Genomic DNA, 22,055 nt, shown 5'->3' with positions numbered 1-22,055 from the left:
CTCGATGAGGATCGTCGTCGGGGGCGCCGACGGCGCGATCGGACGTGGGGTCGCCGCACGGCTGGTGACACTCGGCCACGAGGTCGTCGGCGTCGGCGCCCAGCGGCCCGAGAGTTGGCCAGGCGCAGTCGAGTTCGTGACGTCGACCGGGTACGCCGCCGACGTCGTCAAGGGTGCCGACGCGGTGCTGCACTGCGGTGGCACCCGTGACCTCGACGCGGTCGCCGCCGAGGTCGACCGAGTGGTCGTCCTGACCGACGACACCGCTGCTGCTCCCGACGGTGCGATCGTCGTCAGGACCGCGCTCGTGCTGGGCCGCCACGTCGACGGCGCCGTGCTGACGACGTTCACCGCACCGGTGCTCGTCGACGACGGCACCTTCGACCGGCCCCTGCAGGTGGTGCACGCCCACGACGTCGAGCGGGTGCTGGTGCGGACGCTGCTCGACTCCGACCTGCCCGCCGGTCGGGTGGACGTCGCCGCCGACGGGACCACCACGAAGCGGGCGATCGCCGCGGCCGTCGGCAGGCCCGTCGTCAAGATCCCCGGCCCGCTCGCCCGCCGCGTCGCCGGACCACGGTTGACCGTGGCGACTCTGGACACCACCGCACTGCGCGACGGCTGGGGCTTCACCCCCACCTTCGACGTCGCGCAGGCCGTGGAGGACTTTGCGCTCGCGTGCCGGGGCCGAATCACGTTGGGCCACGCGGTGCACGACATTCCGTGGCGGCTACCGCGCGTGCTGGCGATCCCGGCCGTCGACGCCCCGGCCGCCGACGGTGTCGAGCCGGTGCCCGCCGGGCCGGGCGACGTCACCGGGGAGTTCGACACCCCCATCGATCCGCGCTTCCCCGCGTTCATCGCCACCAACCTGTCCGAGGCGCTGGCCGGACCGTTCTCCCCGTCGTCGGCGTCGGTGACGGTGCTGGGCACGCGCGCGGCCGGTCTGGTGATCTCCGAGCGGCTGCGCCCGGGTGGCGCCGTCCAACGCGAGATGTCGGTGCGCACCACCGGGGTCTTCGGCCACCGCCTGTACGCCGGCATCACGACCGGTCACTTCATGGCGCACACCGTGCCGTTCATCGACCCCGCGCTGGTGCTCTCCGGGTTCTTCGGCCACACCGAGGACGGCCTCGAGCTGTTCGGGGAACACCTGCCGCCCGTCGAACCCCGCGGCCTGGTCCGCCAGCTCCGCGGCGGGCTGACCTTCGCCAACTGCCTCGTCGGCCTGTCCGCCGGCTCGCACGGCGACACCAAGGACTTCGTCGACGACGTCGAACGCCTCGAGACGGCGGCGACGGACCCGGCTGCCCTCGACGACCAGCGGCTGCGGGAGCTGATCCTGCTGGGACGCGACCACGTGGTGCACGGCTGGGTGCTCTCGTCGGCGTCGATCCTGCTGTGCGCCGGCTACGGCGTGGTGATGCGCCTGCTCTGCGGACGCGACGTGATGCCCGCGGCAGGAGACGAACTGGTCAGCGCCCAGGCGCTCGGCGCGGTGCACCGCCTCGCCGCGGCCGCGCGACGCGACCCCGTCGCCGCCCGGCTGCTGTCCGAACCGGCGACCGACGCCGCGGTGCTTCGCGCGCAGGCGCCCGCGTTCTCGGCGGCCCTCGCCCGCGAGCTGGCCCTCATCGGGCACCGTGGTCCCGGTGAAGTTGAGATGCGTTCGGCGACCTACGCCGACGATCCCGGCCTGCTGGTCCGGATGGTGACCAAGGCGTTGACGGCGCTGCCCCGCGAGCTGCCCCGGCTGCCCCAGGTCCCGCTGCGCGCGCGGGCGGTGGCGGTGGCCGCGGCCAGCCAGCTCCGGGAACGGGAGGTGCGCCGCGACCGCATGGTGCGCGCCATCTGGGTGCTCAGGCGGCTGCTGCGGGAGCAGGGTCGACGCCTGGTCGATGCCGGTGCGCTCGGCGACGTCGACGACGTGTTCTACCTGCTGGTCGACGAGGTCGACGCTCCACCTCCGGACCTGGCCGCCGTCGTCGCCCGCCGACGTGCCGAGCAGGCCACGTTGCAGGGGCTGGTGCCGCCCGAGGCGTTCAGCGGTCATTGGACCCCGACGGAGGCCCCGACCACCGCGTTCGAGGGCGGGGAGGTGCTGCACGGCATCGGCGTCTCCGGGGGCAACGCCCGCGGGCGGGTCCGCGTCGTGCACGCCGAGACCATCGACGACCTGCAGCCGGGTGAGATCCTCGTCGCCAAGGTCACCGACGTCGGCTACACGCCGGCGTTCGCGTACGCGGCGGCCGTCGTCACCGAACTCGGCGGCCCGACGTCGCACGCCGCGATCGTGGCGCGCGAATTCGGGGTGCCCTGCGTGGTCAACGCGCGCGGTGCGACCGCCCGGCTCGTCACCGGGACCGTCGTCGAAGTGGACGGTGCGACGGGCGAGGTCACCGTGCTCGGAGCCTGACTCGACGGGTGTCATATCGTGGCGGTCATGGACTTCGCGATGTCGGCTAAAGCGCAGGATTATCACCAACGGCTCACCGACTTCATGGTGGAGTTCGTGTTCCCCGCCGAGCACTCCTACGACCAGTACCGCCTCGAGGCAGGCCGCGACGACCACACCGTGCCTCCCGTGGTCGAGGAGCTCAAGAAGCTCGCCCGCGACCGCGGGCTGTGGAACCTGTTCCTCCCGTCGGAGTCGGGGCTGACCAACCTCGAGTACTCGCCGCTGGCGGAGCTGTCCGGCTGGAGCATGGAGCTGGCGCCCGAGGCGTTGAACTGCGCGGCGCCCGACACCGGCAACATGGAGACGCTGCACCTGTTCGCGACCCCGGAGCAGACCAAGCAGTGGCTCGAACCGCTGCTCAACGGCGAGATCCGCAGCGCGTTTGCGATGACCGAGCCCGCGGTGGCCTCCAGCGACGCCCGCAACATCGAGACCACGATGCTGCGCGACGGCGGCGACTACGTCATCAACGGCCGCAAGTGGTGGACCTCGGGCGCCAACGACCCGCGCTGCAAGATCCTGATCGTGATGGGCCGCACCAATCCCGACGCTGCCTCGCACCAGCAGCAGTCGATGATCCTGGTGCCCGTCGACACCCCCGGGGTCACCATCGTGCGATCCCTGCCGGTGTTCGGCTGGCAGGACCAGCACGGGCACGCCGAGGTCGTCTTCGACAACGTGCGGGTACCCGCGTCGAACCTCCTCGGCGAAGAGGGCGGCGGCTTCGCAATCGCCCAGGCCCGCCTCGGCCCCGGCCGGATCCACCACTGCATGCGGGCGATCGGGGTGGCCGAACGCGCGCTGGCGCTGATGGTCGACCGGGTGAACACGCGCATCGCGTTCGGCAAGCCGCTGGCCGAGCAGGGCGTGGTGCAGCAGCAGGTTGCCTTGTCGCGCAACGAGATCGACCAGGCGCGGCTGCTGTGCGAGAAGGCCGCGTGGACGATCGACAAGCACGGCAACAAGGAGGCGCGCAACCAGGTCGCGATGATCAAGGCCGTTGCCCCGCAGATGGCGTGCAACGTCTTGGACCGCGCCATCCAGGTGCACGGCGCCGCCGGCATCAGCGACGACTTCCCGCTGGCGCGACTGTACGGCTGGCACCGCGCGATGCGGCTGTTCGACGGGCCCGACGAGGTGCACATGCGCACCATCGCCCGGGCCGAACTGGGCCGAGAGAAGAGCGCGCTCGCAGCGGCGGTGACCTCGTAGTGGTCTCCAGCGGAACCGAGCTCTCCGGCGCCTGGAACTTCCGCGACGTCGCGGAGGAAACCGGGATCCGGCCCGGTCGCCTGTTTCGTTCCAGCGAGTTGAGCCGTCTCGACGACGCGGGCCGTGCCGCCTTGGCGTGTTTGGGCGTCGGCGACGTCGCCGACCTGCGATCGCAACGCGAGGTCGAGCGCCGCGGGCCCGGCCTGGTGCCCGACGGCGTGGCCGTGCACCTGCTGCCGTTCCACGAGCTGGCCGCCGACCAGGCCGACGCGCCGCACGAGAGTGCCTTCGAGAAGATGATGACGGCCAAGCCCGACGACGAGGACGTCTCGGTGGCCGCGGCGCGGTTCATGACCGAGGAGTATGAGCGGTTTCCGTCGTTGCCCGGCGCCCGGACCGCCGTGCGTCAGGTCATCTCGATGCTCGCCGATCAGCGCCCCGTCATCGCGCACTGCTTCGCCGGCAAGGACCGCACCGGCTTCACCGTGGCACTCGTGCTGGAAACCGTGGGCGTGCAACGCGATGCGATCGTCGCGGACTTCCTGCGCAGCAACGCCGCCGTGCCGGAGCTCCGTGAGCGCATCCTGGAGTCGGTGCGCAACCGCGCCGAGGAGACGACGACGCCGGAGATCGTCACGTTCGCCGAGGCGAGGCTCAACGAGGAAGTCCTCGGGGTGCGTGAGGAGTACCTCGATGCGGCCAAGCGCGCCATCGACGCCGAGTACGGTTCGACGGCAGGCTATCTCGAGTCGCTCGGCGTCACGTCCGAGCAGGTGACGCGGCTCCGCAAGGAGCTGGTCACCTAGCTCTGGGGTATCTCGACGTCGGAGAAGAGGATGCGGACGCCGCCGGTGGCCAGCTGGAAGAGTGACTGGGCGAAGGCGCCGAACTCCTCCGTGGTGACGGCAGCGCTGGCGGCGTCGTAGTCCGTGAAGTACCAGTCGATCATCCGGTACGCCGGGGTGGGTGAGCCGTCCTCCTTGGGCCACACCTTGGACGCCTCCAGCCGGACGTATCCGGGAACCTTCCTCGCGGCCTCCAATTGGTCGGCCTGGTAAGCCGATTCGAATGCCTCGGGGTCGGTCGGGTTGTCGTAGATGACCGTGATCTTCGTTTCGGACATGGCAATCCTTCGTCTCAGCCGCGAATGGCGGTGTTGTCGATCCCGCCCGAGACGATCTTAGGGCTCCCGGAGTGATACGTGACGTGGTTGTCGATGCCGTTGAGGGTGACGACGTCGGCCGAGTCGACGGTGACGACGGCGTCGATCCCGGTGACTTCGAGGCTGGCGCAGTGGCCCCGGACCGTGACCGGGGTGGCACCGCCGCTCACGACGAGGTGGCCGTCGTTGCAGGACACCGTCTGCGGACCACTGTCGCTCAACCTGAACGTACTGCCGGGATCTAGTCGGATGACGCTCTGCTCGGCCATCATTCGGGCCGCGGACCCCGTGCTGATCCAGAGGGCACCGCCCAGCCAGCCGACGACGATCAGCACCCAGAACACCATGCCCACCACCAGGCGGACCCGCAGTCTGCCGATCCAGTTGCCTGACTCGTCACGGTCGAGGTCGTAGGGGAACGAGCTCACGCACAGCGCGCGGTCGGGATGCCGCGAATCGGCCAGAATGACGCCGTCGTCGTACGCGCGGCCCCTCACCTTGATCTCGCCCTGGTAGCCGTCGAGTGCGTACCGGACCACCGTGGTGGTGCTGGGACCGCTCCACAATTGCCGCGTCACCGTCCAACCGTGGGCCTGCGGGAGCCACACGTTGGAATACGTAGTGCCGCCGTAATAGGTTGCGCGCGAACTGATTTCCGAACCGATGACCTGTGCGACCCGGCCCCACCGAAGCAGCGCCAGGCGCTTCCGCGCAGTGCGGAACTGCAGACCGTAGATCAGGATCACCGCCGCGAGGGCCGCCGGAGCCAACAGTCGTGGACTCGTGATCCACACGATGATCGGCGGGATCGCCACCATGAAGAGCGTGAACACGTACCACCAACGGAACGGCAGCACTTCGGCGAGCACGAATCGCAGGGGCACCGGGCGAGGCGCGTCGGCCAGCCGGGTGTCCACCGGTGGCGCGGGCGGACGGCCGACGTCGGTCTGGAAGTTCCGAAGTGCCGAGAACACGTCGGACATCTGGCCCGGCGACGGTCCGGTGCTCTGCCGCCCCCGCGCCTCGGCCAACTGCGCTTCGAGGTCGGCGATGCGACGGGCGTCGGCGACCTGCTTCTCAAGGTCGGCGATGCGCTGCTCGGGGTCCTCCGACGACGTCACCTGCGCATGGTCCCACGATGTGGACCGGTGCGGGCCGGCTCAGACCAACAACACCCCGACCACCCAGACCATCGTCGCGAGCAGCGCGCCCGCCAACTCGACGCCCACCGACAGCGCGACACCCTTCATCGCATGCACCGTCGACGCCCACGCCAGCCGCGAATTGCCCCGCAGCGTCAACTCGGCGAGGAACACCCCGAGCACGAAGCCGACGACCAACCCGACCACCGGGATCACGAAGAACCCGACGATGCCGAGAACGGCGCCCGCGAACAGGCTCCACGTGCCGACGTCGGCCCGGCGCATCCGCTTCATCGGCCACAGGTACTTCACCAACAAGGCCGAGGCCAGAATCGCCGCGGCGACGCCGAACGTCACCCACGCAATCGTCGTCCCCTCGACGTAGGCCCACACCCCGACGGCCGCGAAGATCAGAATGCTCCCCGGTATCAACGGCACCAGGATGCCCACCAGACCGACGGCGATCGCCACCGCCACGAGCAGGGTTTCGACGCCGTTCACGGGACGAGTCTGGCAGCAAGGTCCACGAAGTCGTCCGCGACGACGTCGAACTCGCCCTCTTCCACCCTGGGCGGCGGGCGTCCCGGACCCCGCTCCAGCGGCCGGGCCACGTAACCCGTCATCAGGCCGGCGTCCCGGGCCGCCCGCAGATCGCTGGGATGGGCCGCCACCAGCATCAGCTCACCCGGCGCCACGTCCAGTAGGTCGGCGCAGCCGAGATAGGCCTCGCGATCGGGCTTGTAGTGGCGGAACAGCTCCGCGGAGATCACGCAGTCCCAGGGCAGCCCCGCCCGCTTGGCCATGTTCGTCAGCAGCGAGAGGTTGCCGTTCGAGAGCGTGGTGATGACGAAGTTCTGCTTCAGCCGCGTCAGCCCCGCCACCGAGTCCGGCCACGGGTCGAGTCGGTGCCATGCCAGGTTCAGCTCGGCGACGTCGGCGTCGGGCACCTCGCCGATGCCGGCACCGTCGAGCAGGTCGTCGAGGATCAGCCGGTGCAGCGCGTCGATCCTCAGCCACGACAATTCGCCCTTGCGGACCTTGTCCATCGCCTTCGGATAACCGGCCCGCCAGGCGTCGGCGAACGCCGCCCAGTCCTGAGCTACGCCATGCCGTTCGCCGAACATCTCCAATTCGCCGATGACGCTGCCACGCCAGTCGACGACAGTGCCGAAGACGTCGAAGGCCAAGGCCCTTGGCAACCTCACGGAACCAGCACGACCTTGCCCCTGATCCCGCCGGACGCCAGGCTCTCCAACGCCGCCCGGCCCTCGGACAGTGGGTACCGCACCGGTGGCGGTGGCCGCAGCCCGGCCTCGACCAGCCGTCCGAGCCCGGCGCCGATCTCCGCTTGCGCACCCGGAGTGCGGTTGATGAACTCGCCCAAGCCGACTCCCACGACGCTGACGTTGCGCAGCAGCAGCCGGTTCACCTTCACCGTCGGAATCCCGCCGCCGGACGCGAAGCCCAGCACCAGCAGCCTGCCCTCGGTGGCCAGCACGCGGATCGCGTCGTCGAACGCGTCACCGCCCACCGGGTCGACGACGAGGTCGACCCCGCGGCCGTCGGTGTGCTCGCGCACCGCTTGCGCCCACCCGTCGGTCAGCGGCAGCACCACGTCGGCGCCCAGCGACTCGACGAACTCGGTGGCACCCGGCCGGTGCACCATCGCGATCACCCTGGCGCCCAACGCCTTTGCGATTTGAATGGCCGCCGTACCGACGCCACCCGCCGAGCCGAGCACCAGCACGGTCTCACCGGCCAGCAGCCCGCCGCGGCGAACCAGCCCGAAGTACATCGTGTAGTAGTTGCCCAGCAGACACACCGCCGCGCCGTCGTCGAGACCGTCGGGGGTGGGCAAGACGCTCGCCGGCGGCAGCGCCACCCGCTCGGCCCAGGCGCCGAGCATGCTCAACCCGGTAACCCGTTGTCCCGCCGTGAAACCCGAGTCGGCGGGCGCCGAGCGGACGACTCCCGCCACCTCGGTGCCCGGCACGAACGGCGGGTCCAGCTTGAGCTGGTACTCCCCCTTGATCAGGAGCAGGTCGGGGAAGCTGACGCCGGCAGCTCCGACGTCGACGACGACGTTGCCGTCACCGGCGGGCTCGTCGACGTCGACGTAGGCCAGCCCCGATGGACCCGAAAGTTCCCGTGCGACGAGCGCTTTCACAGGGTCAGCCGAGCTTGAAGCTGGCCGACTGCGCCGCTGAGAGGTCGGTGATCTCGCCCCACCTGTCGGCCACGTCGTCGACCGACGGCACGCTACCGAAGGTGACGCCGTCGTTCTGGAACAGCGCGGTGCGCTGCACCTTGCCGCCGCCGACGATGAAGATCGAGTCGGTGTCGGGCACCTCCTCGGTGCACAGGTAGGCCACCACCGGCGCGACGTACTCGGGCGTCAACTTCTCGAAGACCTCGGGCGGCAGGATGTCCTGCGTCATCCGGGTGGCGGCGATGGGCGCGACGGCGTTGGCCTTGATGTCGTACTTCGCGCCCTCCTGGGCCAGCGTGTTGATCAGGCCGACGAGGCCCAGCTTCGCGGCGCCGTAGTTGGCCTGGCCGAAGTTGCCGAACAGCCCGCTGGTCGAGGTGGCGACCACGACGCGGCCGAAGCTCTGCTCCCGGAAGTGCGGCCACGCCGCGCGCAGCACGTTGTATCCGCCGTAGAGGTGCACCTTGAGGACGGCGTCCCAGTTCTCGAAGGTCATCTTGTGGAACGTGCCGTCGCGCAGGATGCCCGCGTTGCTGACCACTCCGTGCACGGCGCCGAACTCGTCGATCGCCGTCTTGATGATGTTCTCGGCGCCCTCGGCTTCGGCGACGGAGTCGTAGTTCGCGACCGCCCGGCCACCGGCCTCCTTGATCTCGGCGACCACTTGATCGGCCATGGCCGACCCGGCGCCGGATCCGTCGCGGGATCCACCAAGGTCGTTGACCACGACGCTGGCGCCCTCGCGGGCAAGGGTCAGGGCGTATTCACGTCCGAGACCACCACCGGCTCCGGTGACGACGATGACGCGATCCTGCACTCCGGGCATTGCGTTCCTATCTCTTGATCTTCGGTGAACTAGAGCTGGGTCAGAAGAGCCTGCGCGCGAGCTTCCACGCCTTCTCTGTATACGGCGGGTAGATGATGGCGGTTAAGTCGGGTCGGGTCGGTTTGGTCAGCACCGACTTGCGATGGCTGAACTCCTCGAAGCCGAACTTGCCGTGATAGGCACCCATGCCCGACGGCCCGACACCGCCGAACGGCAGCTTGGCGGTGGTGAACTGGAACAACAGGTGGTTGACCAACATGCCGCCCGCGGACACCTCCTTGACGACCCGCTCCCGCACGACCTTCGACCTGGTGAACAGGTACGCCGCCAGCGGCTTGGGCCGGGCCTTGACGAATGCGATTGCCTCGTCCAGTGATTGGACGGTGACGATCGGCAGGATGGGCCCGAAGATCTCGTCGGTCATCAATGGCTCGTCCAACGCGGGGTCGACGACGACGGTCGGCTGAATCTCGACGGCCGCCTCGTCCGAGCCGCCACCGATCACGACTCTGCCCTTGGTGGCGGCCAGCGCGGTGGTCAACCTGTCGAAGTGCCGCCCGTTGACGATGCGCTTGCCCGAGCTGCCCGCCTCGAAGGTGGCGACGGCCTCGCCGATCTTGGCGACCAGCTCGTCGCGGATCGTGGCGTCGGCCAGCACGTAGTCCGGTGCGATGCAGATCTGACCGGAGTTGATCAGCTTGGTCCAGGCGATCCGCTTGGCGGCGACGGCGATGTCGGCGTCGGCGGCGACGATCACCGGGCTCTTGCCCCCGAGTTCCAGGGTGACCGGGGTCAGGTGTTTGGCCGCACCCTCGTAGACCCGGCGGCCGATCTCGGTGCCTCCGGTGAAGCACAGCTTGTCGAAGCCCTGGGCGATGAGCTCCTGGCTCACCGCGCCGTCACCCTCGACCACGGCGACCGCGTCCGGATCCAGGTAGCGCGGGACCAGCTCGGCCATCAACGCCGAGCACGCGGGCGCCACCTCCGAGGGCTTCAGCACGACGGCGTTGCCGGCGGCGATGGCCCCGATGGCGGGCCCCAGGGTCAAGGCGAACGGAAAGTTCCACGCCCCGATGACCAGCACCGTGCCGTAGGGCTCGTACTCCACCCAGCCGCGGCCGGGCAGCTGCGCGAACTCCAGCAGCCGCTGCTTGCGCTTGGTCCACTTGCCGACGTTCTTGGCCGCGTCCTTGGCTTCCCCGACGGTGCTCGCGATGTCGGCCAGCCACGCCTCGAAGGGCTTGCGGCCCAGGTCTTGTCCGAGGGCAGCGGCAATGGCGGATTCGTTGTCGGTCAGCAGCCGTTCGAGGCCCTCCAGCTGCCGCTTGCGCCACGCGACGTCGCGCGTGCGGCCGCTGGCGAACGTGGTGCGCAGCCGGGCGACGGTAGCTGCAATGTCGCCGGAATCGGTGCGTGAGCTGGGCGGGGCCGACGCTTCGGTAGTCACCCGGCCGATCCTAACCAACCAGGTGGTTGGCGAACAGCCTTCGGGTCAGCCCCGTTCACCCACGACGAAGTCGGAGAACGCCGTCCGGTCGGCGTCGTCGGGCAGAACCCAGCGGTCCAGCCGTTGCATCTCGTCGCGCGAGGTCACCGCCGAAGCGGTCCACCCGTGCCCGTTGAGCCACTCGGTGACGTCGGCCCGATCCTCGTCGTGATACATCAGGTCGCCGACGTCCATGGCGTCCTCGATGCCGAACTGGGCGGCGATCTTCTGGAACCGTTCGCGCATCAGTTCCCGCCGATCCTGGGCCTGCACCCCGACCGTCTCCACCGCCACCCGGCTTCCCGGTGCGCTCAGCGCGGTGACCTGAGTGAACAGTCGGTCCTGGGCCTCGGCGGGCAGGTACATCAGCAGCCCTTCGGCCAACCACGCCGTCGGGGCCGACGCGTCGAATCCCGCGTCGGCCAGCGCGGCGGGCCAGTCGTGTCGCAGGTCGACCGGCACCTCGTGGCGCACCGCCGACGGTTGCACGCCGTGCGCCGCCAGGGTGGCGGCCTTGTATTCGAGCACCTTGGGCTGGTCGATCTCGAACACGGTCGTGCCGTCCGGCCACTCGAGCCGGTAGGCGCGCGAGTCGAGGCCGGAGGCCAGGATGACGACCTGCCGGATGCCGGCGGCCGCGGCGTCGGCGTAGAACGCGTCGAAGAAGTGCGTCCGCACCGCCTGGTAGTTGCCCATGTGCTCGAGAATGGTGGCCGACTCGGGATCGGCGACCGCCACCTTCTCGGCGAAGGAGTCGTCGAGCATGAACTCCCAGACGCCCGTCCCCGCCCCGGCCACCAGGATCTTGGCGTACGGGTCCCGGATCAAGGCCGCCTCGCGTTCGGTCTCGGCGGCCCGTGCCGCGGCCACCATTACCGCGGTGGAACCCACGCTGGTGGCGATGTCCCAGGTGTCGTCGTCTGCGCGCAGTGAGCTCATCGCGCAATGCTACCGAGGAAGTTAGTCGTGCTACCGGGCGACGCGGCGCCGATTGGGGGCGGGCCTTGCTAGATCTGCACCGAGTTACTCGGCGAGCTTCCAGAGTTTGTTCGCCAGCAGTAACTCCAGTTTGTCGACGATGTTGCCGAGCTCGTCGTGCCCGCCGACGTATCCGGCATAGAAACCCATGCCCCACATCACCGCCACGAGCATCTCGACCAGAGTCGAGACGTCGGTGTCCGTGGTGAGCTCGCCGCTCTGGAGCGCTTCGGTAACGGCCCAGGTCACGAACGCCCTGGAGGTCTTCAGCGAGTTGTGCTCGTCGCGGCTCAACTCGGGATGCCGCTGAGACTCCAGCACCGACGTCACCAGGAAGGCAGCCGCCGAGCGGTCTCGGGAGTCGGCCTGCATCGCCGCCGAGAAGAACGCCGACAACCGCTTCAAGAGAGACGTCTGTCCGTCCGCCTTGGCCATGCCGGCGGCGACGACCATCTCGTTGGTCTTCTCCACCACCTCGGCATAGAGCACGCGCTTGCTGGCGAAGTAGTGATTGATCGCCGGTCGGGTCAGATCCGCACGTATGGCGATCGCCTGAAAAGTCGCCGCGTCATAGCCAAGTTCGCTGAAAACTTCGCGGGCGGCTCGAATGATCCGCTTGCGCGTCTCCGCCGCCTTCGCTGCGGGCGGGCGGCCAGGACCTCGGGTCGCGGTATACGGCACGGTCAAATTGTGCCACACGCGTCATGTCGAGTCCGCGCCAGTTGGTTGCGGAACCGTGAGAACTCGGCTCACAGCAAACCGTCGTCGCCGTCAATCGGGGTGCGGCGGCCAATTCTTACAAAAGTCCTACATAGCTGAGCGGTCCCAGCCAGGGCGCTGACCCGACCCACCTGCAACTAGTGTTCACACCCATGGTGGGAGGGTTGTCTCGGGAGTCGTACTTCGAGACTGGTCTCGACGTGCTCGCCGACGTCGGGTACGGCGGCCTCAAACTGGCAGAAGTCTGCAACCGTCTCGGCGTGACGACCGGCTCGTTCTACCACTACTTCCCCAGCTGGTCGGCCTACACCCGGGAACTCATCGGCCACTGGCTGCAGCGCCGCATCGACGGCATGGTCGTGGCCCACACCGAGCCCAATCCGCGCCGACGCATCGACACGATCATCAAGCACGCCCTGTCGCTGCCCCACGGCGCCGAAGCGGCGATCCGCGTCTGGAGTTCGCTGGACCCGGACGTCCTCGCGGTGCAGACCGAGGTCGACCAGCGGCGGTTCGACGTGATGTTCGACGCGGCGTTCGAGATCCTCGGACACGCGAACCAGGCGCAGGTCTTCGCCTCCTGGAGCATGTATCTGCTGATCGGATACGAACAGGCCACGCTGCCCCGCGACGCCGTCGGCCTGCGATGGGTCGCCGAGCAGATGCTCGACGCGTTGGACACCGGTCGGTTCTCCTCCGTGCCGGACGTGGGTTGAGGCGCCGGTCTACCTTGGGAACATGCTGAGCCCGGCCGTTCTCTGGCGCCGGGCGGTCGACCGCGTCAGGCGGCGGGACCCGGAGAAAGACGCAGCCCGCCGGGCCGTCCGTGCAGCGCTGGTGCTGCCACTGGCCGCGGCCACGGGCTTTGCGATCGGAAGCGGTTCGCAGACACCGCTGTTCGCGATCTTCGGTTCGGTCGCCCTCCTGATCACGGTGGACTTCCCCGGCAACCGGCCCGCGCGGGCGTTGGCGTACGGCGGCCTCGGCGTGAACGGCGCCATCCTCATCGTGCTCGGCACGCTGGTAGCGCCCATTCCGTGGTTGGCGGTGCTGACGATGTTCGTCCTGGCCGTGGTCGTGACCTTCTCGGGCGTGCTCAGCGAGACCTTCGCCGCGGGCCAACGCTCGACGTTGATGCTCTTCGTGCTGCCCGCGTGCACACCCGTCGGCCCCGTCCCCGAACGCCTCCTCGGCTGGTTCATCGCGCTCTCGCTCGCCATCCCCGCCGCGCTGTTCCTGCTCCCACCCCGCCATCACGGCGACCTCCGGCGGCACGCCGCCCTGGTGTGCCGGACGCTGGCCGACCGGCTCGACGGCGACGCCACGGACGACGACGTCGCGACGGCGATGGGCGCGTTGCGGTCCAACTTCCTGGGTGCCGACTTCCGGCCGGTCGGGCTGACCGCCGGCAGCCGAGCGCTGGTGCGGGTGGTCGACGACCTACAGTGGCTGTCCGACCGCATCACCGACAGCAGCGGCGAACTGCTGGCCGAGATGAAGGACCCCGTCGTCCGGGTGTTGCGAGAAAGCGCGCTGGTACTCAGCACGGCGGTCGCCGACCGCGACGCCCACCGGGCCAACCTCGCCGAGGCGTTGGCCATCCAGCGGTTGATCGCCCAGAGCCGCTACCGCGACGACATCCTCGAGATCCTCGCCGAACCACATGACGCCACCGCGATCGGCGTGGGCCGAAAGTTGCTTACGCGCAGAACCGTTTCGGGCTGCGTCGGCACCACCGGCCGGGTCATCGGCATCGCAGCGGCGGCCGACGCCCGTCCGGTGTGGGCCCGCGTGCTCGGCCGCAGACTGCCCGAGGCCGGGAACGCCGAGCGACTGCTGTCCGAGTCCCAGGCGCTGACGTCGCTGCCCGGCGGCTTCCTGGCCACGCGGGCAGTCGTGGTCCGCAACAGCATTCGCACCGGACTGGGGCTCGCCCTCGCAGTGGCCGTCACCCACGTGTTTCCCGTCCAGCACGGCTTCTGGGTGGTGCTCGGCGCCATGTCCGTGCTGCGCAGCAGCGCGCTGACGACGGGCACGCGGGTGGTCCGCGCCGTCGTCGGGACCACGATCGGCTTCCTGCTGGGGGTGGTGTTCATCGAGCTGATGGGCGTCGACCCGATCGTGCTCTGGATGGCGCTGCCCGTCGTCGCCTTCGGCTCGGCATACGTACCGGAGGTCGCGTCCTTCGTGGCGGGCCAAGCGATGTTCACGATGATGGTGCTGATCATCTTCAACGTCATCAGCCCCAGTGGTTGGCAGGTGGGTCTGCTGCGGGTCGAGGACGTCGTGGTCGGCGCCATGGTGGGTGCGGTGGTGTCCCTGCTGTTGTGGCCGCGCGGTGCGGCGTCAAGGGTGTCCCGCGCGGTCGACGGGTCCATCTCGGCCGGCGCGACGTTCCTCACCGTCGCCGTCAAGCGGGTGACCCGGGGTGCGTCGGAATCCGCCGACGACCAAGTGTTCGCCCTGGGCCACGCCGCCATGACGGCGTCGCGCACGCTGGACGACGCAGTGCGGCACTACCTTTCGGAGAGCGGCGGGTCTACCGACCATCGCGCTCCGGTGATCCGCGCCGTCAACAGGACGGTCCGGGTGCGCACCGCCGCCGAACTGATCGCCGACGTGGTGCCCCCGCCGCTGACCACCTATCCGCGAGTGCGCGAGGTGCTCGAGTTACACACCTCGGTGATCCGGGAGCGCCTGCACGGTCGGCGCCCGGTGCACGATCTCGGTCCGATCAGCGACGACTTCGTCCTCGCCCTACGCGCCGAGGCCGGCAGCGACGACCTGTCGATCAGGGCGGCGCTGCCGTTGGTCACCGTCGCGGCGAACCTCGGCGAGTTGGAGCTGTTGTACCCGGAGCCGGTGCATCCCGAGGCCCTGCGGAGCCGTTAGCGCCCGCCCCGGTGCGGCATCAGGGCGTTCGGCGGGATGGCGCCGAACTTGCCCGCGTTGAAGTCCTCGAGCGCCTCGATCACCTCGGCCTTGGAGTTCATCACGAAGGGACCATAGTGGAAGACCGGCTCGCGAATGGGCTTGCCGCCCAACAGGAGAACTTCCATCGCAGGATTGCGCGCGTCCTGGCTGGAGCGCGCCGAGACGGAGATCCGGTCGCCGGGACCCATGACCGCGAGCTGACCCTGGCGGATCGGCGTTCCGACCGGGCCGACGGCACCCTCTCCCGCCAATACGTAGACCAGGGCGTTGAAGTCCCGGTTCCACGGCACGTCGAGGCGAGCGCCAGGCGCAATGGTGGCGTGCGCCAACGTGATTGGCGTGTACGTCGACCCCGGCCCGTGCTGAGCGTCGACCTCACCGGCGATGATCCGCAAGAGCGCGCCACCGTCCTCGGAGGACAGCAGTTTGACCTCTCCGCCTTCGATGGACTGGTACCGCGGTGCGGCGAACTTGTCCTTGCGGGGCAGGTTGACCCACAGCTGGATCCCGTGGAACGTGCCACCGCTCTCGACCAGCTCGGCAGGTGGCGTCTCGATGTGGAGGACGCCCGCTCCGGCGGTCATCCACTGAGTGGCGCCGTCGGTGATGAGGCCACCGCCGCCGTGTGAATCCTGATGGGCGAAACGCCCGTCGATGATGTACGTGACGGTTTCGAAGCCGCGGTGCGGGTGCCAGTCGGTGCCCTTGGGCTCTCCGGGCTCGTATTCGACCTCACCCATCTGGTCCATGTGCACGAACGGGTCCAGGGCCGCGGCGCTCACGCCGGCGAACGCGCGGACGACGGGGAATCCCTCGCCCTCGTAACCCTTCGGTCCGGTGGTGACGGACCGCACGGGACGCTCGGTGTCGGATGCGGCGGGCCCCGCGACGCGGGGCAGGGTCAAGGTGTCGGCGGTGATGGCGGGCACTGGTACCTCCTTGGTGGAAATGTACCCAATATAACCGGACCGCGGTCCGATTATTCCGTCGCCGCTGGTCGGCAGGTCAGGCGAGCACGGCCGCGGCGGCCGCCCGCGCCTCCGCGGCGGTGGCCGTGTCCAGCGCGGCGGCCGCAGCTTCTTGGCATTGCGCAAGGGTGACCTGGGCGAGCTTCGCGCCGACGGCGCTGACGGCGGCGGCGGCCGCCGACAGGGACGAGACGCCCAGGCCCACCAGCACGCACGCCAGTTGCGGATCGGCGGCGGCCTCACCACAGACGCCGACCGGCTTGCCGACCGCGACCCCGGCCTTGGCCGCCATGGCGACCAGCGCCAGCACGGCGGGCTGCCATGGGTCGGTCAGCGTCGCCAGTTCGGCCGACATCCGGTCGGCGGCCATCGTGTACTGGGTGAGGTCGTTGGTCCCGATCGACAGGAAGTCGACGTGTTCGAGGATGCGGTCGGCGAGCAGCGCCGCGGCGGGCACCTCGATCATCACGCCCGGCACCAGGCCGTGGGCGCGCGTCTCGTCGGCGAAGGCCTTGGCCTCGGCCGGGGTGGCGATCATCGGGGCCATCACCCACGGCGCGCTGCCGGTGTTCTTGGCCGCCGCGGCGATGCCCTCGAGTTGGCGGGTCAGAATGCCGGGATTGCCGTCGGCGATGCGGATGCCGCGCACGCCCAGCGCGGGGTTGGCCTCGTCCGGGTGACCGACGAACTTCAACGGCTTGTCCGAACCGGCGTCGAGGGTGCGGATGACGACCTTCTGCCCGGCGAACGCGTCGAGCACCTCGCCGTAGATCTGCGCCTGCTCGTCCACGGACGGTTCGGTCGAGCGGTTGAGGAAGCACAACTCGGTACGAAACAGGCCGACGCCCTCGGCCGGCGTCTCCCGCGCCGACCGCGCCGCCGCACCGTCCTGAACGTTGGCGAGGATGGCGACGACGTGCCCGTCGGCGGTGGCTCCGGGCCCATTCCAGCTCTTGGCGAGATCGGCTTCACCCCGGGCCACGGCGACCGCCCGGGCCGCCTCCTCTTCGTCCGGGGCGACGGTGACGGTGCCGACCGTGCCGTCGACCATCACCATCGTGCCCGCGGCAACCGAGTCCAGTCCGTCGACGGCGACCACGCAGGGGATGCCGAGTTGGCGGGCGATGATCGCGGTGTGGCTGGTGGGGCCGCCCAGCGTGGTGGCGAGCGCGACGACCAGTGAGGCGTCCAACCCCGCGGTGTCGACGGGAGCCAGGTCCTCGGCGCACAGGATCGACGGCACCTCGGGGACCGGGACGCCGGGTTCGGGCAGTCCGTTCAGCTCGGCGATGACGCGGTCGCGGATGTCGCGCAGATCGGTCACCCGCTCGGCCATCAGCCCGCCCAGCTGGGTGAACATGGCGACGAACTGGTCGACGGCGCCGGTCACCGCGCCGACGGCCTGGTTGCCCTGCCCGATGCGCTTCTCGGTCGCGGCGATCCAGGCCCGGTCCTGCGCCAGCTGGGCCGTCGTCGCCAGCACCTCCGAGGCGGCACCCGAGGCGTTCGCCGCGCGTTCGCGCAGCCGGTCGGCCACCGCCGCGGCGGCCGCGGTGAAGCGCGCGACCTCGCCGGGACGCCGGGACTCCTCGAGATCGGGGGGAGTCGACGCGGCGTCGACCGTGGGCCGTGAACCCGGCCTGATCACCGGTGCGTACTGCACGCCGCCCACCGCTGGGATGCCGTGAAGGACGGTGCCGGCGGACGGCTGGGAGACGTCCGCGGGGTGCAGTGATACAGGAGACGAAGTGGCGCTCATGTGAACCAGATTACAACAAACCGTTGACAAGTCAACACATTCAGGGGTAAAACCAACTATATCAACATTGCAAAGCCTCATAAACCACAAAAACGGAGAGTCATGTACGCCGAAGAGCGCCAACAAGCGATCGCCGCCTTGGTGATCAGCCAGGGCCGCGCCTCCGTCGCCGAGCTCGCGCAAACCTACGACGTCACCACCGAGACCGTCCGTCGGGATCTGGCCGCCCTCGACCGGGCCGGCGTGCTGCGTCGCGTCCACGGTGGCGCCGTTCCCACCCGGGCGCTTCACCTCGTCGAACCCGGCGTCGGCGAGCGGGAGACCACCCGCGCCGACTACAAGGACGCGATCGCCGAGGCCGCCGCGGAGTTCTTCCCCCTCAACGGTGCCAGCGTCTTGCTCGACGCCGGCACCACGACCGCGCGCATCGCCAACCAACTGCCCACCGACCGCCAGCTGTTGGTCGTGACGAACTCGGTGCCCATCGCCGCGCGGCTCGCGTCGGTGTCGACGGTGTCCCTCCAACTGCTCGGCGGACGGGTCAGGGGCGTCACGCAGGCCGCGGTCGGCGAGCAGGCACTGAGGGTGCTCGACAACCTTCGCGTCGACATCGCGTTCATCGGCACCAACGGCATCAGCGCCAGGCATGGCCTTTCCACCCCCGACAGCGAGGAGGCCGCGGTGAAACGCGCCATGGTCGCGTGCGCCAACTACGTCGTCGTCGCCGCGGATTCGTCCAAGGTGGGCCGCGAGGACTTCGTGAGCTTCGCGCCGATCTCCAGCGTCGACGTCCTCATCACCGACACCGAGATCTCCGAGGCCGACCGCCGAATCCTCACCGACGAAGGCGTCGAAGTCATCGCGACGGGAGCCCCCGAATGATCGTCACCGTCACCCCCAATCCGAGCATCGACCGCACGGTGTCGCTGAGCGCCCCGCTGACCCGCGGCGCCGTGCACCGCGTCACCTCGGCCACCAGCGAGCCTGGCGGCAAGGGCGTCAACGTCGCCCGGGCGCTGGGAATGGCCGGACTCGACACCGTCGCCGTCCTACCCACCTCCGACGACGACCCCATGGTGACCGCCCTACGCGCCGCCGGGGTGAACTTCCGCAGCGTGCCCGTCGGTGGTGTCGTGCGAACCAACCTGGCCATCACCGAGGCCGACGGCACCACGACCAAGCTCAACGAGCCCGGAGCGCAACTGGACGCCGCGACGCTGGAGGCGCTGACCCGCACCGTCCTGTCATACGCCGAAACCGCCTCGTGGATCGTGCTTTCCGGCTCACTGCCCCCGGGCGTACCCGACGAGTGGTACGCCGAGGTGGTCGCACGGCTCGCGTCGGCGCCCTGCCAGCTGGCCGTCGACACCTCCGAGCGTCCGCTCGACGCGCTCGCCGCCGGCTTCGGCACGGCCGCACCGGACCTCATCAAGCCCAACGCCGAAGAGCTCGCCGGGCTGGTCGGCGCATCGCCTGATGACCTGGAAAGCGCAGTAGCCCAGGGTGATCCGAACCCCGTGATCATCGCCGCCAACCAGCTCATCGAACGCGGCGCCAAGACGATCCTGGTCACTCTGGGGGCAGCCGGCGCCGTCCTGGTCGACCCGACCGGCAGCTGGATGGCCGCCCCGCCACCCATCACCCCACGCAGCACCGTCGGCGCAGGCGACTCGTCACTCGCCGGCTACGTCCGCGCCGCGGTCGGTGGCGCCGAGCCCCCTCGTCGCCTCCAGATGGCGGTGGCCTACGGCAGCGCGGCAGCGGCGCTCCCCGGTTCGGCCCTCCCCGCTCCGTCACAGGTCGACCTGAATGCCGTTCGCGTCTTTGCCATTACACCCGCCGCCATCCGCCCCTAACCAACCCGACTCACACCAGAGGAAAGAGAGCCATGTCCATCATCACCACTGACCTCGTCGCCATCGACGTCGACGCAGGCGGCGACAAGGAGGCCGTCATCGGCCTGCTCGCCGCGCGTCTCGCCGATGCCGGACGCTCCTCCGACGGCGCGGGCCTGGTCGCCGCCGCGATGGCACGCGAAGCCCAGTCCGCCACCGGCCTGCCGGGCGGCATCGCGATCCCCCACTGCCGCTCCCCCTACGTCGACGAGGCCACGATCGGATTCGCGCGGCTCTCGCCCGCCGTCGACTTCGGCGCCCCCGACGGTCCCGCCGACCTCGCCTTCCTCATCGCCGCGCCGGACTCCGGTGGCGCCGAGCACATGAAGCTGCTGTCGAGCCTCGCAAGGGCGTTGGTGCGCAAGGAGTTCGTCGCTTCGCTGCGAGCCGCGTCCTCGGCCGAAGAGGTCGTCGCACTCGTCGAGCAGGTGGTGAACCCCGCCCCGGCAACCACTCCCGCCGCGGCGCCGGCCGCACCCGCCGAGTCGACGAAGACCACGACGCTGATCGCCATCACCGCCTGCCCCACCGGCATCGCGCACACGTACATGGCCGCCGACTCGCTGGCGTTGGCCGCCAAGGAAGCCGGCGTGACGATGCACGTCGAGACGCAGGGCTCCTCGGGCAGCACCCCGGTGGCACCGGAGGTCATCGCCGCCGCCGACGCCGTCATCTTCGCCACCGACGTCGGCGTCAAGGACCGCGGCCGGTTCGCCGGCAAGCCCGTCATCGCCTCCGGCGTCAAGCGGGCCATCAACGAGCCCGCCAAGATGGTGGCCGAAGCAGTCGCCGCCGCAAGCGATCCCAACGCCGCCCGCGTGGAGGGCACGGCCGGTGGGGGCGCGTCGTCGTCCGCCCCCTCGGCAGCAGGCGGGGTCGGCTGGGGCACTCGCACCCGGCAGATCCTGCTCACCGGCGTCAGCTACATGATTCCGTTCGTCGCCGCAGGCGGTCTGCTGATCGCCCTGGGTTTCCTGTTCGCCGGATACGACATCGCGAACAAGCCCACGGGTGCGACGCAGTCACTGGGCAACATCATCGCCAGCACCAACTCGCTGACCAACCTGCCCGACGGCGGATTCGTCCAGTACCTCGGGGCCGTGCTGTTCACCCTCGGCGGGCTGGCCTTCGGCTTCCTGGTGCCCGCCCTGGCCGGCTACATATCCTTCGCCATCGCCGACCGACCCGGCATCGCACCGGGTTTCACCGCAGGCGCGGTGGCGGTCTTCGTCGGCGGCGGTTTCATCGGAGGCATCGTCGGCGGCCTGATCGCCGGCTTCACCGCGCTGTGGATCAGCAAGATCACCGTCCCGAAGGCCATGCGCGGCCTCATGCCGGTCGTGATCATCCCGCTGGGCGCCTCCCTGATCGTCGGTCTGCTGATGTTCCTGCTCCTCGGCCGCCCACTGGCCGCCATCACCTCGGGCCTGACGAGCTGGCTCGGTGGTCTGTCCGGCAGTTCGGTGATCCTGCTCGGCGTCATACTGGGCCTGATGATGTGCTTCGACCTCGGCGGCCCGGTCAACAAGGCGGCCTACGCCTTCGCCACCGCCGGGCTCAACGTCGCCGATCCGTCGTCACTGCGCATCATGGCCGCGGTCATGGCCGCCGGCATGGTGCCGCCGCTGGCGATGGCGCTCGCCTCGACCGTGCGTCCGAAGCTGTTCACCGAGCCGGAGCGCGAGAACGGCCGCGCCGCATGGCTTCTCGGTGCCTCGTTCATCTCCGAGGGCGCCATCCCGTTCGCCGCGGCCGACCCGCTTCGCGTCATCCCGTCGATGATGGCCGGCGGCGCGGTCACCGGTGCGCTCATCATGGCCTTCGACGTCACGCTCAAGGCACCCCACGGCGGCATCTTCGTGTTCTTCGCCATCGGCAACCTCCTCTGGTTCCTGGTCGCCCTGGCACTGGGCACCGTCGTCGCCGCCGCCGCGGTGGTCGCGGCCAAGCAGTTCGCCAAGAAGAAGGTGGACGCCGATACCTCCCCCGAACTCGTCGCCGCCTGACATTCTCGAACCCATCACCGAAGGAGATTCACCATGCCCGCCAAGACCGTCATCGTCGGTTCGTCGATCGGCCTGCACGCCCGCCCCGCGGCGATCATCGCCGAAGCCGTCGTCAACGCCGGCGTTCCCGTCACCCTGTCCGTGGACGGCGGTGAACCGGTCGACGCCGGTTCGGCGCTGATGATCATGACCCTCGGGGCCGGCAACGGCGCCCAGGTCACGGTCGCCTCCGACGACGAGGCCGCGCTGAGCACCGTCGCGGAGCTCATCCAGAAGGACCTCGACGCCTAGGTAGACGCG

Annotated in this window: 20 protein-coding genes; 9 read left to right on the top strand and 11 right to left on the bottom strand. The window is 69.7% G+C overall.

What is annotated here, in order from left to right:
* The first annotated feature begins 4 nt into the window (after positions 1-4).
* Genes H7J06_RS14390 through H7J06_RS14380 form a run of 3 tightly spaced genes read left to right on the top strand, consistent with a single transcriptional unit; the run spans position 5 to position 4,476 of the window.
* On the top strand, positions 5-2,416 hold the full coding sequence (locus tag H7J06_RS14390) for a PEP-utilizing enzyme (RefSeq protein ID WP_264039575.1): 2,412 nt from the start codon (positions 5-7) through the stop codon (positions 2,414-2,416).
* 27 nt (positions 2,417-2,443) lie between these two features.
* Positions 2,444-3,670, top strand: a complete 1,227-nt coding sequence (locus H7J06_RS14385; protein WP_275079362.1) for an acyl-CoA dehydrogenase family protein — start codon at positions 2,444-2,446, stop codon at positions 3,668-3,670.
* The gene (locus H7J06_RS14380; protein WP_264039574.1) at positions 3,670-4,476 is read left to right on the top strand and encodes a tyrosine-protein phosphatase; all 807 of its coding nucleotides are present in this window, start codon (positions 3,670-3,672) and stop codon (positions 4,474-4,476) included. Before H7J06_RS14385 ends, H7J06_RS14380 begins: the two co-directional genes overlap by 1 nt.
* On the opposite strand, the gene H7J06_RS14375 is transcribed toward H7J06_RS14380, so the two are convergent.
* The 9 genes from H7J06_RS14375 to H7J06_RS14335 form a co-directional block, all read right to left on the bottom strand.
* Entirely contained in the window at positions 4,473-4,793 is a 321-nt protein-coding gene (locus H7J06_RS14375; RefSeq protein ID WP_264039572.1) for an EthD family reductase, read from the bottom strand. The genes H7J06_RS14380 and H7J06_RS14375 overlap by 4 nt on opposite strands.
* Before the next feature lie 14 nt (positions 4,794-4,807).
* Positions 4,808-5,953: a DUF3060 domain-containing protein gene (locus tag H7J06_RS32380; protein ID WP_264039571.1), complete on the bottom strand. Its 1,146-nt coding sequence runs from the start codon at positions 5,951-5,953 to the stop codon at positions 4,808-4,810.
* A 39-nt stretch (positions 5,954-5,992) separates the two neighbouring features.
* Entirely contained in the window at positions 5,993-6,475 is a 483-nt protein-coding gene (locus H7J06_RS14365) for a DUF456 domain-containing protein (RefSeq protein ID WP_264039570.1), read from the bottom strand.
* Positions 6,472-7,173 (bottom strand): haloacid dehalogenase type II, encoded by a 702-nt coding sequence (locus H7J06_RS14360; protein WP_275079433.1) that lies wholly within the window; start codon positions 7,171-7,173, stop codon positions 6,472-6,474. The genes H7J06_RS14365 and H7J06_RS14360 overlap by 4 nt, the downstream gene beginning before the upstream one ends.
* A 2-nt stretch (positions 7,174-7,175) precedes the next feature.
* The gene (locus tag H7J06_RS14355) at positions 7,176-8,141 is read right to left on the bottom strand and encodes an NADPH:quinone oxidoreductase family protein (RefSeq protein WP_264039568.1); all 966 of its coding nucleotides are present in this window, start codon (positions 8,139-8,141) and stop codon (positions 7,176-7,178) included.
* Between the two features lie 4 nt (positions 8,142-8,145).
* Positions 8,146-9,009, bottom strand: a complete 864-nt coding sequence (locus H7J06_RS14350; RefSeq protein WP_264039567.1) for an SDR family oxidoreductase — start codon at positions 9,007-9,009, stop codon at positions 8,146-8,148.
* Positions 9,010-9,049: 40 nt separating this feature from the next.
* Positions 9,050-10,456 carry an aldehyde dehydrogenase family protein gene (locus tag H7J06_RS14345; protein WP_264039566.1) on the bottom strand — a complete coding sequence of 469 codons (1,407 nt, stop codon included), beginning with the start codon at positions 10,454-10,456 and terminating at the stop codon, positions 9,050-9,052.
* Between the two features lie 45 nt (positions 10,457-10,501).
* A complete protein-coding gene (locus H7J06_RS14340) occupies positions 10,502-11,434 on the bottom strand; it encodes an SAM-dependent methyltransferase (RefSeq protein ID WP_264039564.1) in 933 nt (310 codons plus the stop codon).
* An 84-nt stretch (positions 11,435-11,518) separates the two neighbouring features.
* Positions 11,519-12,154: a TetR/AcrR family transcriptional regulator gene (locus H7J06_RS14335; protein ID WP_264039563.1), complete on the bottom strand. Its 636-nt coding sequence runs from the start codon at positions 12,152-12,154 to the stop codon at positions 11,519-11,521.
* Between the two features lie 191 nt (positions 12,155-12,345).
* Between H7J06_RS14335 and H7J06_RS14330 the strand changes: the two genes are divergently transcribed.
* Positions 12,346-12,909 carry a TetR/AcrR family transcriptional regulator gene (locus H7J06_RS14330; protein ID WP_264039562.1) on the top strand — a complete coding sequence of 188 codons (564 nt, stop codon included), beginning with the start codon at positions 12,346-12,348 and terminating at the stop codon, positions 12,907-12,909.
* Between the two features lie 22 nt (positions 12,910-12,931).
* Positions 12,932-15,085 carry an FUSC family protein gene (locus tag H7J06_RS14325; protein WP_264039561.1) on the top strand — a complete coding sequence of 718 codons (2,154 nt, stop codon included), beginning with the start codon at positions 12,932-12,934 and terminating at the stop codon, positions 15,083-15,085.
* Here H7J06_RS14325 and H7J06_RS14320 read toward each other — a convergent pair.
* Complete coding sequence (locus H7J06_RS14320; protein ID WP_264039560.1) at positions 15,082-16,056, bottom strand: pirin family protein; 975 nt, start codon at positions 16,054-16,056, stop codon at positions 15,082-15,084. The genes H7J06_RS14325 and H7J06_RS14320 overlap by 4 nt on opposite strands.
* Positions 16,057-16,132: 76 nt before the next feature.
* Positions 16,133-17,854: a phosphoenolpyruvate--protein phosphotransferase gene (locus H7J06_RS14315; protein WP_264039559.1), complete on the bottom strand. Its 1,722-nt coding sequence runs from the start codon at positions 17,852-17,854 to the stop codon at positions 16,133-16,135.
* Positions 17,855-17,956: 102 nt separating this feature from the next.
* On the opposite strand from H7J06_RS14315, the gene H7J06_RS14310 reads away from it, so the two are divergent.
* From H7J06_RS14310 to H7J06_RS14295, 4 genes are read left to right on the top strand one after another with little or no spacing between them, the layout of a single operon-like run.
* Complete coding sequence (locus tag H7J06_RS14310) at positions 17,957-18,736, top strand: DeoR/GlpR family DNA-binding transcription regulator (protein ID WP_264039558.1); 780 nt, start codon at positions 17,957-17,959, stop codon at positions 18,734-18,736.
* A complete protein-coding gene (locus H7J06_RS14305) occupies positions 18,733-19,710 on the top strand; it encodes a 1-phosphofructokinase family hexose kinase (RefSeq protein ID WP_264039557.1) in 978 nt (325 codons plus the stop codon). Before H7J06_RS14310 ends, H7J06_RS14305 begins: the two co-directional genes overlap by 4 nt.
* A gap of 32 nt (positions 19,711-19,742) precedes the next feature.
* Positions 19,743-21,755: a PTS fructose transporter subunit IIABC gene (locus H7J06_RS14300; RefSeq protein WP_264039555.1), complete on the top strand. Its 2,013-nt coding sequence runs from the start codon at positions 19,743-19,745 to the stop codon at positions 21,753-21,755.
* Between the two features lie 33 nt (positions 21,756-21,788).
* Positions 21,789-22,046: an HPr family phosphocarrier protein gene (locus H7J06_RS14295; protein ID WP_264039554.1), complete on the top strand. Its 258-nt coding sequence runs from the start codon at positions 21,789-21,791 to the stop codon at positions 22,044-22,046.
* The last annotated feature ends 9 nt before the right edge of the window (positions 22,047-22,055 follow it).

This window comes from Mycolicibacterium hodleri (genome assembly GCF_025822245.1).
Taxonomy (GTDB): Bacteria; Actinomycetota; Actinomycetes; order Mycobacteriales; family Mycobacteriaceae; genus Mycobacterium; species Mycobacterium hodleri.
The sequence above is the reverse complement of the archived record's forward strand: the minus strand, read 5'-3'. Positions and strand labels throughout refer to the sequence as shown.